The organism is Pararhodobacter sp. SW119 (assembly GCF_017811755.1).
GTDB lineage: Bacteria > Pseudomonadota > Alphaproteobacteria > Rhodobacterales > Rhodobacteraceae > Pararhodobacter.
In genome coordinates this window covers 1-13,065 of the sequence record NZ_JADDJF010000037.1, presented here as the reverse complement: position 1 = coordinate 13,065, position 13,065 = coordinate 1, and the positions used below count along the sequence as shown (strand labels likewise).

Below are 13,065 nucleotides of genomic sequence, written 5' to 3'. Positions count from 1 at the left end.
ATGCTCGATCGTCTGGAAATGTTCATCGCGCTGGCGAACGAGCGGCATTTCGGCCGCGCGGCGGAAGCGCATGGCGTGACGCAACCGGCGCTTTCCGCCGCGATCCGCGCGCTGGAGGGCGACCTGGGCGTGCAGCTGGTCCGGCGCGGCGCGCGCTTTCAGGGGCTGACGCCCGAGGGGGAGCGGGTGCTTGACTGGGCGCGGCGGATCGTCGCCGACAGCCGCCAGATGCGCGACGAGATGCGCGCCCGCCGCAAGGGCCTGACCGGCCGGCTGCGGCTGGGGGTGATTCCGACGGCGCTGCCGATGGTCGCGGAACTGGTCACGCCGTTCCTGCGGCGTCATCCGAACCTGAGCCTGCAGATCCTTTCGCGCACGTCGATCGAGATTCTGGAGGAGATGCAGAGCCTGCAGCTCGATGCCGGGGTGAGCTACCTCGACAACGAGCCTTTGGGCCGGGTCAGCACCGTCGCGCTTTATCGGGAAAGCTACCGGCTGCTTTTGCGGCACGACCATCCGCTGGCCGGTGCGCGGCGCGTGCGCTGGGCCGACCTGGCCGGGTTGCGGCTGTGCCTGCTGATCGGCTCGATGCAGAACCGCCGGATCATCGACCGCCACCTGGCCGAGGCCGGGGTGTCGGTGCAGGCAGCGGTCGAATCGAATTCGCTGCTGGCGCTGGTCTCGCAGGTGCTGGGCGGCGACTGGGCGACGGTGGTGACCGAACAGGCGGCGCGGATGTTCGGCAATCGCGCCGACCTGGTCGCGCTGCCGATCGAGGCCGCGCCGGGAACGGACCCGCGTGCCGCGCCGCAGGTCGGTCTGATCGCCCCCTGGCGCGAGACGCATACACCCGTCCTTGCCGCGCTGATCGAGGCGGCGGAGCGGCTGACCGGCCAACGCGAGGCCGCGCGACAGCGACCGCCCGAGGGTGGCAATGTCTGAGCCCGTGTCGTGCGAATCCGGCGGCCGGTGGTTCGATGGGGCAGTGTATTGCGCCGGTTGAGCGATTCTGACAGGTTCCCACGGCAACCAGCGAAGAGATCCCGCATGCCCGATCCGTTTCGTCCCGCGTCCCCGGTGTGGCAGGTCGTCGCAAGGGCGGGGAAGTAGGCATGAGTCATGTGCTGGTTACCGGGGGGGCGGGCTACATAGGGTCGCATGCCTGCAAGATGCTTGCGGCGCGGGGCCATATACCCGTGACAGTCGACAACCTTTCGACGGGATGGGCGGAGGCGGTCAAGTACGGACCGCTGATCCGGGCCGATCTGGCGGACCGCGCCGCGCTCGATGCGGCGTTTGCCCGCTATCGGCCGGTGGCGGTGGTGCATTTCGCGGCCTTCAGCCTGGTGGGCGAGGCGATGGCCGATCCGGGCAAGTACTGGCGCAACAACGTCGTGGGGTCTTTGGGACTCATCGAGGCGGCGCTGGCGGCCGATTGTCGCAGCATCGTCTTCTCGTCGACCTGCGCGACTTATGGCGAGCATGACGGCGTCACGCTGGACGAGGGCAGCCCCCAGCAGCCGCTGAATTCCTACGGCTCGTCGAAGCGCGCGGTCGAGGAGATGCTGCGTGACTTCGGCGCCAGCCAGGGGCTGAATGCGGTGATTTTCCGCTATTTCAACGTGGCCGGCGCCGACCCCGGGGGCGAGATCGGCGAGTGGCATCAACCCGAGACGCATCTGATCCCGCTGATCCTGCAGGCGATCGACGGGCAGCGCCCGGAGCTTGTGATCCACGGCGACGATTACGCGACGCCGGACGGGACCTGCATTCGCGACTACGTGCATGTGATGGACCTGGTGGAGGCGCATGTCCTGGGGCTGGACTGGCTGGCGGCGGGTCGCGGGTCGCGGGTCTTCAACCTTGGGACCGGCACCGGCTTTTCGGTGCGCGAGGTGATCGACGCGGCCGAGGCTGTCACCGGGCGCAAGGTTCCCTACAGGACCGGGCCGCGCCGGGGCGGCGATGCGACGCGGCTGGTTTCGGGAAGCCGGCGCGCGGCCGAGGAATTGGGCTGGGCGCCGCGGCGATCCACGCTCGAGCAGATGATCGGCGATGCGTGGAACTGGCATCGCAACGGCGGCTATCAGGCCGGAAGCTGATGCGCGCGCCGAAGCCGGCAGGGACATACGTTTGGTCTGTGCGAACGCGCTTGCACGGAAGGGGGGCGCGTTCGGCGGTGCGCAGCCGTGGCCGCTGCGGGGCAAGCACCGTCGGGGGTGTCGTCGCCGCGGTAGCCTGGCGGATCTGGCAAAGCTGAGATCAATCGGACTGTGCCCGAGTGCAGCGGGCTACGCCTTCGGATATTCCCGCGCGGAAATAACGCTTGCCCGCTGGACGGACTTCCTGCGATATGTTTCGGGAAACATATCTGCGGAGAGTCGTTCATGATCAGCGTCATTGCCCGCCGCACGTTTCTTGCGGCCGCAGCTGTCCTTGCGCTTGCCGCCGCTTCCGCCTCCGCTCGGGACCGCGCGCCGATCGTGGCCGCCGCCGCCAACCTGCAGTTCGCCCTGACCGAGATTGCGGAGAGCTTCACCGCCGCCACCGGCAGTCGGGTGCGGCTGTCCTTCGGCTCGACCGGCAATCTGTCGCGCCAGATCCGGGAAGGGGCGCCGTTCGAGCTGTTCCTTGCCGCCGACGATGCCGTGCCGCTGGCGCTTCATCGCGATGGGTTCACCCGTGACGGCGGACGGGTTTACGCGCTTGGCCGGATCGTTCTGGTGGCGCCCAACGGATCGCCCCTCGATCCGGCGGAAGGGCTGGAGGGGGTGCGCGCCTTGCTGGACGCGGGAGGGATCACGCGGTTTGCCATCGCCAACCCCGACCATGCGCCCTTCGGGATTGCCGCGCGGGAGGCCCTTCAGGCGCAGGGACTTTGGGATGACCTGCAACCCGTCCTGGTGCTGGGAGAAAACGTGAGCCAGGCCGCGCAGTTCGCGCTGTCGGGCAATGCCGAGGGGGGGATCATCGCCTACTCGCTGGCGCTGGCCCCCGAGGTCGCGCGGCGCGGCACCTATGCGCTGATCCCCGAGGAGTGGCACCAACCGCTGCGCCATCGCATGGCCCTGCTGAAGGGCGCGGGCGCGGTGGCGCAGGCTTTCTACGCCTACATGAACGAACCGGCGGCGCGCGAAATCATGGCACGCTACGGCTTCGTGCTGCCCGAGGGCGCGTGAGCGCATGGACTGGACCGCGCTTTGGCTCTCGCTGCGGCTGGCGGGGTGGACCGTGGTCTTCCTGCTGCCGGTATCGGTTCTGATGGGTCGCTTCCTGGCCTATCGCCAGTTTCGCTCAAAGGGACTGGTCGAGGCGCTGGTGATGCTGCCGCTTGTGCTGCCACCGACGGTCTTCGGCTTCTACCTGCTGGTCGCTTTCGGCCGCAATTCGCCGCTGGGCGATCTGTGGCAGGGGCTTTTCGGCAGCCAGCTTGTGTTCAGCTTCCAGGGGCTGGTGCTGGCTTCGATCATCTTCAACCTGCCCTTCGCGATCCAGCCCGCGCAGCGCGGCTTCCAGGCGGTCCCGGCCGAGGTGCGCGAGGCGGCCGCCTGCTGTGGCATGTCGCCCTGGCGGTCGCTGTGGAAGGTCGAACTGCCGCTGGCCTGGCCCGGCGTCGTGACCGCGATGGTGCTGACCTTCGCCCATACGCTAGGCGAATTCGGCATCGTGCTGATGGTCGGCGGATCGATCCCCGGCGAGACCAAGACCATCGCCATCTCCATCTACGACCGGGTGCAGGGCTTCGACGACCGGGGGGCGGCGATCATGTCGGCGGTGCTGGTGGCGATCAGCCTCTTCACGATCGCGGTGACATTCTGGCTGTCGTCCCGCGTCGGGCGGAGATTGTCCTGATGGCGCTGGAGGTCATGGCGCGGGCGGCGGGGCCCATCCCGCTCGACGCGGCGTTCCGGGTGGAGCCGGGCGAATTGTTGGCGCTGGTCGGCCATTCCGGGTCGGGCAAGACGACGCTCTTGCGCACCATCGCGGGGTTGTGGCGCCCCGAGGTTGGGCGCGTGCGCGTGAACGGGCACATCTGGCTAGACAGCGCCGCGGGGGTGAACCTGCCGCCGCATCGCCGTCGCGTCGGCCTCGTGTTCCAGAACTACGCGCTTTTTCCGCACATGACGGCGTTGCAGAACGTCATGGCGGCGATGGACGCGCCCGACCGGGCCGAGGCGGCGCGCATCCTCGATCTGGTCAACCTGCACGACCTGTCGGACCGCAAGCCCGCGCAGTTGTCAGGCGGTCAGCAACAGCGCGTCGCGGTGGCGCGCGCGCTGGCCCGCCGCCCGCAGGCGCTGCTTCTGGACGAGCCGTTTTCGGCTGTGGACCGCGCCACGCGCGAAAAGCTATACGCCGAGATCATCGCGCTGCGCGCGCATCTGGCGATGCCGGTGGTGCTGGTCACGCACGATGTGAACGAGGCGCAGATGCTGGCCGACCGGATGGTGGTGATCGAGAAGGGGCGTGTTGTCCGCGCCGGCACCACGGCCGAGGTGATGGCCGCGCCGGAAGCACTTCGCGCCATGGGCATCCGCGAAGTGGCGGCGATGCTGCCGGCCACCGTGGCCGCGCATCTGCCGGACGGGCTGAGCCGGCTTGACGCCGCGACGGGGCCGCTGTTCCTGCCGGCGGTGGAGGGCGCGGTCGGCACGCGTGTTCGGGTGCGGATCATGGCGCAGGACGTGATCCTGTCGCGCGCCCGGCCCGAGGGGCTTTCGGCGCAGAACATCCTTCGCGGCCGGATCACGCGGATCCTGCCGGGCACGGGGCCAGGCGTGATGGTGCATGTCGCCGTGGGCGATCACGAGATCCTGGCCCGCATCACCCGCCGCGCCGCCGATCAACTGGCGCTGCAACCGGGCGACACCGTGCATGCGATCCTCAAGTCCCTGTCCGTCGCCCGCGACCATGTCGCCCGCGCGCGCGAGTGGGCGCCCGACGCGCCCGACGCGCCACCGGCCGCAGGATGAACCGGCCAGCGCGCCTGGCAGGTGAGGATCCGGATGCGTTTGCGGCTGGGCACCCCTGAGCGCGACGCAGATTGAGCATAATTTCGCAAATTCACGAATAATCGGGAATCTCAGCGATCTGATCCTCTGCCGACGTACACCTTCTTTGCCGGTTCATCCGGGCTTGGCGAGGGGTTCGCGTTGATCTAGGAACGGGCAACCAGAATGAGCCGAGACATGCTGCAGAGTTTCACCGCCACGTCCCGTCCTGAACAGGGTCCGCCGCGCCTTGCGGCGCTGCGCCAGGAGCTTGCCCGCCGCGGGCTGACTGGTTTCCTTGTGCCGCGCGCGGATGCGTTCCAGGGCGAATACGTTGCCGCGCGCGACGACCGTCTGGCCTGGCTGACCGGCTTCACCGGATCGGCCGGTTTTGCGGTGGTCCTGCCCGGGATCGCCGGGGTCTTTGTCGATGGACGCTATCGCCTGCAGGTCCGCACGCAATGCGACACCGATCACTACACACCCGTGGACTGGCCCGAAAACCCCGCCGGGGAATGGCTGCGCGCGCACGCGCCCCGGAACGCGGTGATCGCCTTCGACCCCTGGCTGCACACGCCGGAGGAGATCGACAGGATCGAGCGCGCGCTCAAGGACAGCGGCATTTCGCTGCGGGCGGTCGCGGACAACCCGATCGATGCGATCTGGTCCGACCAGCCGCCGCCGCCGGCCGGACGCGTGCGCCAGCACCCCGAGGCGCTGGCGGGCCGCTCTTCCGCCGACAAGCGCGCCGAGATCGCGGCGCGCTTGCGGAAGGCGGGGCAGGCGGCGGTGGTGCTGACGCTTCCGGATTCGATCTCGTGGCTTCTGAACCTGCGCGGGGCGGACATTCCGCGCAATCCGGTCGTCCAGGCCTTTGCCATCCTGCACGACAACGCGGCGATCGATCTTTTCATCGATCCTGCGAAACTGGACGGGATCACGCTGGCCGGTGTCACCCTTCGCCCGGTCGAGGAGTTCGCGCCCGCGCTCAAGGCGTTGACGGGCGCGGTGCGGTATGATCCGGCGACCGCTCCGGTTTTCGTGGCCCGGGCTCTGGCCAGGGGGGTGGCCGGACAGGACCCCTGCCTTCTGCCCAAGGCGTGCAAGACCGAGGCCGAGCTCGAGGGGATGCGGGCGGCGCATCTGCGCGACGGCGCGGCGATGTGCGAGTTCTTGTGCTGGTTCGACTCGGTGGCGCTGAACCGCCCGAGCGAGATCGAACTGGCGACGAATCTGGAAGAGTGCCGTCGCGCCACCGGCGCCCTTCTGGACCTGAGTTTCGAGACCATCTCGGGCACGGGGCCGCACGGCGCGATCGTGCACTACCGTGTGACCGAGGACACCAATCGACGGCTGGAGGCGGGCGAGTTGTACCTGGTCGATTCCGGGGGGCAATACGCCGACGGCACAACCGACATCACCCGCACCCTGCCCGCCGGCAAGGTCGACGACGCGGCACGCGCGGCCTATACGCGGGTCCTGCAGGGGATGATCGCCGTATCGCGGGCGCGCTTTCCCAAGGGGGTGGCGGGGGCGCATCTGGACGCGCTGGCGCGTTATCCGCTGTGGCTGGTTGGGGCAGATTATGACCACGGGACCGGGCACGGCGTCGGCGCGGCGCTTTCGGTCCACGAGGGTCCAGTTCGGATCTCGCGCGCGTCGAACCTGCCGCTGGCGGAGGGGATGATCCTGTCGAACGAGCCGGGCTACTACCGGGCCGGGGCCTTCGGGATCCGGATCGAGAACCTGCTCGCTGTCCGCGTCGCGCCCGATCTGGGCGAAGGCCGCAGGATGCTGGAGTTCGAAACCCTGACGCTCGCCCCGATCGACACGAGGATGATCGACCGCGCAGCGCTGAGCGCGGCCGAGCGCGACTGGCTGAACGCCTATCACGCCCGTGTCGAGGCGGCGCTGTCGCCGCTGGTCAGCGCCGGAACGCGTGATTGGCTTGCCGGGGCCTGCGCGCCGATCTGACGCGCGATGTCAGCATGCGCACGACGCCCATCAGGTATCCGACTCGGCCCCGCGCGACCTTCCTGAGCAGGAGCGGATTGTGCCCGCTGGGTGATGTTCTGACCGTTGCTACGCTGACAATACACCGCAACCGGAAGAGTTTCCCGCCGAGCGGATGTCGGTTCACGGGAGATGCAACCTGGGGCAGAATATCAAATTTTCGAGTAACTCTAGGATTGCATACGCGTTTGATTCTTAACTATTTTTTCGAAAAATCGTTGAAACCTTTATCGATCTCGGCCTATATCACCCTCAGGTTTTAGATCGCGTCGAACGGGAAGTTCAGGCGATCAGGTGGGAGTGTAAATGGTGTTGGCGTCACGAGGACCCTCGCGCGGGAAAGTGCGCCGTCGGTCATCCCTGAAGGGTACGGGGCTGGTCCTTGCCGGAGCCGCATTTTCGGCCGGCACCGCCTGGGCGGCGCCGGTATCCGCACCGGAGGGGGCGACGGGTCGTGGTGCCCCGATCGCACAGCAGTTTCTGGACGACCATGGCGACAACGTCAGCCTGCTCGCGACGCAGATGGGTTATTCCTGCGTGGCCAGTCGCCCGATTCAGATCCGCGACTCGCGTTATATCGGCGCGGATGGGGCCGAGGTTTCGTTCGATGAGGTGGTGCGCAGCCCTGCAAGCTCGGTCCAGGCGATCGCGCGGCAGGGCCAGCCGGTGGCGTTTCGTGTCCAGTTGAAATACACACCGGACGCGGCGCACCCGATCGAGTTGCAGATCGGCTCCACCACGCTGGATCTGGACGGGACGGTCGAGCGGAGCCGCGACAGCCTCTGGCTGACGGGCGCCACGGCCGAGGCATTGGCCGCGGCCCTGGCCGACGGCACGGCGCCCAGGTTGCGCGCGACCTCGGCCGAGACCGGTCGCGAGGTCATCGACAGGATCGACCCGCCCGCGATGGCGGCGCTCGACACCTGCCTCGAGACGCTGGAGGCACTGGAGGCCGCCGCGGCGGAGGAGGCCGGCGCGGATGCGGCCGAGACCGAGCCGGAAACGACGGCGGCGCCGGACGCGGAGTCCGACACCGCGACGCTGGTGGTTGTCGACGAGGCGGCGGAACCGAGCCTTCCGGTGCCCGTGTCCAGCTTTCGGCTGGAGTTTCGGGCGCGGGCGGATGCCGAGGCCCGCGTTACCGAAGCGCAACTTCAGCACTGCCGGATGCGCGACATTCCCGACGAGGTCTTCCTGGGGAGGTTGAGCAAGGTGACCGGCTTCTTCGCGCAGACGCAGGACGTCTATGTCGCCTTCGACGACGAGGGGCGTGTGCAGCGGGCCTATGTGCCCGGAATCTTCGATTCGGATGTGACCGCGGGGGTCAACACGGCCTGGGTCAGCATGGCCGCGGATTCCAACCTGCCCGACCAGCCCAACGAGGTGCGCGGTTGCCTTGGCGTGCTGGGTGTTGCCGACGAGATCTGTGTCTACCCTGACGAGGATCTGGAGGACGGCTATATCCTGGCCGAGTGCGGCGTGCTGGGTGTCGTGGACGACCGCGACGGGCCGTTGCTGCCGCTGGTGGAATGGACGACGCCGGTGGGGATGATCGGGCCGGGACCGGGTGTCGGCATATTCTCGAGCCCGCCGCCGCGGACGACCTCGTTCCCGCCCGGTGGCGGTGGGGGCGTCCCGCCGACGCTGTTTCCGCCGCCCGGTGGCGGGGGCGGGGGCGGCACGCCGCCGACGCCCGACGACCCCGATGGCGGGCCGCCAGACAGGCCCGAGATTCCACCGATCCCCCTGCCGGCCGCGATCTGGCTGCTGCTGGGCGCGCTTGCGGGCTTGCCGGGGCTGCGGATTTTGAACCGGCGTCGTGCGGCGGGGTGAGCATCGCCGCACCGCGTCCGGAGGCCGGAGAAGCCGCCTTTGCGCCCGGGCGTGCAAATTTGCACGCTTTCGCAAGCATCAGAATCTAATGGAAAAACCGCCGCCGTTAACCGTAATGAAACTTTCGGTTCCGGCGGTGAGCGGGGAAGCTGGATCGCCCTGACATCCGGTCGCATGGGGCAGTACGGCCTTGCCCCGATGAAAGACCGACCCCCGCTGCGCGCGCCGGGAGGCTTTCCCGGTCGCGCGTCCCGCCGTCAGGATTCGGCAAGCCTATTCGGCGCGTGGCTTGTGCCGGCCCGCGGCCGGAGGGTAGACCAAGGCGACCGGCGGCGGCAAACGGGGCTGAACATGGACTGCTTCAAGACCTACGACATTCGCGGCCGCCTGGGATCGGAGCTGAACGCCGAGATCATGGCACGGATCGGGCGGGGTTTTGCCCGCGTCATGGGCGCGCGCCAGGTGGTGCTGGGACACGACGCGCGCGAAACCTCGCCCGACCTTGCCGATGCGCTGGCCGCGGCGCTGATGGCCGAGGGGTGCACGGTGCTGGACCTTGGGCTTTGCGGCACCGAGGAAGTCTATTTCGCCACCGCGCATTTTGACGCCTGCGGCGGCCTCTGCGTCACCGCCTCGCACAATCCGATCGAATACAATGGACTGAAACTGGTCGGGCGCGGCGCCGCGCCGCTGGACCCCGAGGGCGAACTGGCCGCGATCCGCGCGCAGGTCGAGCGGGACGAGTTCGGGCCCGGCAGGGGAGACGGGGCGCGCCGTCCGGTCGCGGCCGAGGCGCGCGCGGCCTATGTCGAACGGGTGCTGTCCTTCATCCGGGTCGAGGCGCTGCGCCCGCTGCGGATCGTGGTGAATGCCGGCAACGGCGCCGCGGGGCCGACCTTTGACGCGATTGCCGCCGAACTCGCCCGCCGCGGCGCGCCACTGGAGTTCCGGCGCATGCATCATGCGCCCGATCCGACCTTTCCCAACGGCATCCCCAACCCGCTGCTGGAGGCGAACCGCGCCCCGACGATCGAGGCCACGCGCGCGGCGCAGGCGGATTTCGCCGTCGCCTGGGACGGCGACTTCGACCGCTGCTTCTTCTTCGATCACACCGGGGGCTTCGTCGAGGGTGAATACGCCGTGGCGCTTCTGGCCGAGGCGTTCCTGGCGCAGGACCCCGGCGCGGCGATCGCGCATGACGGGCGCATCACCTGGGCGGTGCAGGCCACCATTGCGACGCATGGCGGACGGCCGGTCCAGACGCGCACCGGGCATGCCTATTTCAAGGCGGCGCTTCGGGCAACCGATGCCGTCTATGGCGGCGAGATGTCGGCGCATCACTATTTTCGCGATTTCGCCTGCTGCGATTCCGGCATGATTCCCTGGCTGCTGATCGCCGAGCTTGTCAGTCGCCGCGGTCGGTCGCTGGCGGATCTGGTGGCCGAACTGCGCGCGGCGCATCCGTCCTCGGGCGAGATCAACTTTCGCCTGCCCGATCCGGCGGCGGCGGTTTCGCGCGTGCGGCAGGCCTTCGAACCCGCGGCGCTGGCGGTCGATACGACAGACGGGCTGGGGCTCGACTTCGCCGACTGGCGCTTCAACCTGCGCGCCTCGAACACCGAGCCGGTGCTGCGGCTGAACGTGGAGACGCGGGGCGACCCTGCGCTTCTGGCGCGCCAGGTGGGCGCGCTGCGCGCGCTGATCATGCCGGGGGCATGAGGTCGCGCCTGCCGCCGAAAGGGCGCGCCGGTACGAAGGCTACAGCCCGATCAGGGCGAGCGCGAGCAGAAGCGCCATCAGCGCCATCGCCCGGCGATAGAGCGCGAGCGCGCGGATCAGGTCACCGGCGTCGGGGTCCGGGGCGTCGGCGTTGATCCAGGGTTCATCGGCGACGCGATCGGCATAGACGCGCGGGCCCGACAGGCGCACGTGCAGGGCGCCGGCCATCGCCGCCTCGGGCCAGCCGGCGTTGGGCGACCGGTGCCGGCGGGCGTCGCGTCGAACGCAGCGCCAGGCCGCGCCGGGTCGGCCGCTGGCCAAGGCGAACAGCAGCGCCGTCAGCCGCGCCGGGATCAGGTTTGCCATATCGTCGATACGCGCCGCCGCCCAGCCGAAGGCTTCATGCCGGGGCGTGCGGTGTCCGATCATCGAATCGAGCGTGTTGATGGCCTTGTAGGCGGCGATCCCCGGCAGGCCGGCGATCAGGCCCCAGAAGAGCGGCGCGACGACCCCGTCCGAGGTGTTCTCGGCCAGGCTTTCCATCGCGGCGCGGGCGACGCCGGCATGGTCCAGAAGCGCCGGGTCGCGCCCGACGATCATTGCCACGGCGCGGCGCGCCGCGGCCAGGTCGGACGCCGCCAGGGGCCGCGCCACCGCATCGACATGCGCGCCCAGCGATCTGCAGGCGACAAGCGGCCAAGCCAGCACCCCGGTCAGCACGATCCCCGGCCAGCCCGCCGGCAACAGAGCCTGCGCGCCCGCCGCCAGCCCGCCGGTGACGGCGATCACCAGGAGCGTGGCGAGCGCGCCCACGCCGCGCCGCACCGACCTGCGGCTGCCGGTGCGGTTCCAACGGCTGTCCAGTGCCGAGATCAGCGCGCCGATCCAGGTGACCGGGTGGCCGATCCGCCGGTAAAGCCAATCTGGCCAGCCGATCGCCGTATCGATGGCCAGCGCGACCAGCATCGCCGCTGCGAAGGTCATCCGCGTTTCGCTCAGTTCTCGAGGATCTGGACCGACCGGAAAAGCGCGATCGCGGTCGTCAGGATCGGCAGCGAAGCCTCGGTCGCCAGCACGACGTCACCCGGATCGATCCGGAAGTTGCGCGCCGCGAAAAGCCCGTCGGCCCGCGAGAGGTCGAGCGAGAAGATCACCCAGGGCTTGGCGGGCCCGCTGCCGTCCGGCCGGATCGCCGAGGGCGGATATTCGCGCAGCACCATCACGCCACGGATATCGGCGCGCCGGTCGATCAGCCCGCCGGTCGAGGACAGCGCGTCGAGCGCCGTGATCTCCTCGCGCTCGAAGGGCACGACGCGTTGCTGACCGGTCGCGCCGAGCGCGATGAAATGGCGCTGGTCGGGTTCGACGACGATCCGGTCGCCGCCGCGAACGATGGTGTCGTTGGCGGGGTTGGCGAACACCTCGCTCGCCGGGATCGCGTAGCTGCGGCCGGCACGCTGCAGGCGGATCAGCGGATTGCGCAACTCGGTCGAGATGCCGCCGGCCTCGGCGAGCGTGCCCAGCAGCGTCGGGCTGGCCTCGGCGATGGGGTAACGACCGGGACGCGCCACGCCCGAGACGACGTCGACGGTGTTCGCGGGGCCCGGGGTCACCGAAAGCTGCACCTGCGCGTCGGGCACGATCGGCGTCATCAGCTGCTGGATCTCGCGTCGGGCCTGTTCCGAACTCATCCCCGCGACCGGGAATTCGCCGATATAGGGCACAAAGATCCGGCCCGAGGACGCGACCGAGACGTTCTGCAGGTTGACCACGCGCTCCTGCTCGGCGGTCAGGAGCGAGTCGCGCTGGCTGTCCCAGATCGAGATGCTCAGCGTGTCGCCGGCGCGGATCGGCAGGGTGTTGGTCTGCAGGCCGCTGCCCAACCAGTCGCGGCGAACCGCACCCGCGGCGCGCGGCCAACGCGCGATTTCCGCGAGCGAGGCGCGGGTGACCGCAACGACCTGGACGTCGGACTCGGGATCCTGCGTCTCGCGCAGGATTTCGGAGGGCAGGGCGGCACCGCGCGGCACGGTGCAGGCCGCGGTCAGGACCATGGCCAGAGCCAGCAAAACCGCGATTCCGGTGCGAGAGAACGCGGTCGCGCCCTGCACACGACCGCGCCGACCGCGCATGGCTGCCAGCCTCAGTTCCATTCCCTGCCGCATTCCGGTGTGATGCTCCGACCTCGTCAACACAACCCTACCTTGCGCCCCGGTGACCGGCAAGTCGACACGCCCGCCCGCGCGAGTTTTGCCGCCGTCGTTGTCGCGGCGCCTCAGGTCGCACCCGCGAGACTCCCATCGAGACGGATTGGAAAAGGCCTTCGGGACGCATGCTTGACGCGAAAACGTGGAACGCCTAAACGACAGGTCTCCGGCGGGTTGGCGGAGAGGTTACGCAGCGGATTGCAAATCCGTGTAGACCGGTTCGATTCCGGTACCCGCCTCCATATTTCCCTATATTGATGACTTGGCGCTGAGATGCGACACGTGGTGGAGCAGGCGGCCGC

At 69.1% G+C, this 13,065-nt stretch carries 10 protein-coding genes and 1 tRNA gene; 9 read left to right on the top strand and 2 right to left on the bottom strand.

Going from position 1 to position 13,065, the window contains the following annotated elements:
• The 8 genes from IM708_RS16015 (at position 1) to IM708_RS15980 (ending at position 10,556) form a co-directional block, all read left to right on the top strand.
• On the top strand, positions 1–942 hold the full coding sequence (locus IM708_RS16015) for a LysR family transcriptional regulator (protein WP_209427590.1): 942 nt from the start codon (positions 1–3) through the stop codon (positions 940–942).
• Between the two features lie 170 nt (positions 943–1,112).
• Entirely contained in the window at positions 1,113–2,102 is a 990-nt protein-coding gene (gene galE / locus IM708_RS16010; protein ID WP_209427589.1) for a UDP-glucose 4-epimerase GalE, read from the top strand.
• Positions 2,103–2,387: 285 nt separating this feature from the next.
• Positions 2,388–3,179, top strand: coding sequence for a molybdate ABC transporter substrate-binding protein (gene modA, locus IM708_RS16005; protein ID WP_209427588.1), 792 nt, complete (start codon positions 2,388–2,390; stop codon positions 3,177–3,179).
• 4 nt (positions 3,180–3,183) lie between these two features.
• Positions 3,184–3,852: a molybdate ABC transporter permease subunit gene (gene modB / locus IM708_RS16000; protein WP_209427587.1), complete on the top strand. Its 669-nt coding sequence runs from the start codon at positions 3,184–3,186 to the stop codon at positions 3,850–3,852.
• Positions 3,852–4,973 (top strand): molybdenum ABC transporter ATP-binding protein, encoded by a 1,122-nt coding sequence (gene modC, locus IM708_RS15995; protein ID WP_209427586.1) that lies wholly within the window; start codon positions 3,852–3,854, stop codon positions 4,971–4,973. Before modB ends, modC begins: the two co-directional genes overlap by 1 nt.
• 216 nt (positions 4,974–5,189) lie before the next feature.
• Positions 5,190–6,965 carry an aminopeptidase P family protein gene (locus IM708_RS15990; RefSeq protein WP_209427585.1) on the top strand — a complete coding sequence of 592 codons (1,776 nt, stop codon included), beginning with the start codon at positions 5,190–5,192 and terminating at the stop codon, positions 6,963–6,965.
• A gap of 381 nt (positions 6,966–7,346) precedes the next feature.
• Positions 7,347–8,837: a VPLPA-CTERM sorting domain-containing protein gene (locus tag IM708_RS15985; protein WP_209427584.1), complete on the top strand. Its 1,491-nt coding sequence runs from the start codon at positions 7,347–7,349 to the stop codon at positions 8,835–8,837.
• A gap of 351 nt (positions 8,838–9,188) precedes the next feature.
• On the top strand, positions 9,189–10,556 hold the full coding sequence (locus tag IM708_RS15980) for a phosphomannomutase (protein ID WP_209427583.1): 1,368 nt from the start codon (positions 9,189–9,191) through the stop codon (positions 10,554–10,556).
• 39 nt (positions 10,557–10,595) lie between these two features.
• On the opposite strand, the gene cbiB is transcribed toward IM708_RS15980, so the two are convergent.
• Together cbiB and IM708_RS15970 are read right to left on the bottom strand one after the other, a co-directional pair.
• Positions 10,596–11,540: an adenosylcobinamide-phosphate synthase CbiB gene (cbiB, locus tag IM708_RS15975; RefSeq protein ID WP_209427582.1), complete on the bottom strand. Its 945-nt coding sequence runs from the start codon at positions 11,538–11,540 to the stop codon at positions 10,596–10,598.
• Between the two features lie 11 nt (positions 11,541–11,551).
• Positions 11,552–12,709 carry a polysaccharide biosynthesis/export family protein gene (locus tag IM708_RS15970; protein WP_209427581.1) on the bottom strand — a complete coding sequence of 386 codons (1,158 nt, stop codon included), beginning with the start codon at positions 12,707–12,709 and terminating at the stop codon, positions 11,552–11,554.
• A 222-nt stretch (positions 12,710–12,931) separates the two neighbouring features.
• Here IM708_RS15970 and IM708_RS15965 point away from each other — a divergent pair.
• Positions 12,932–13,005, top strand: a tRNA-Cys gene (locus IM708_RS15965).
• Positions 13,006–13,065 lie beyond the last annotated feature (60 nt).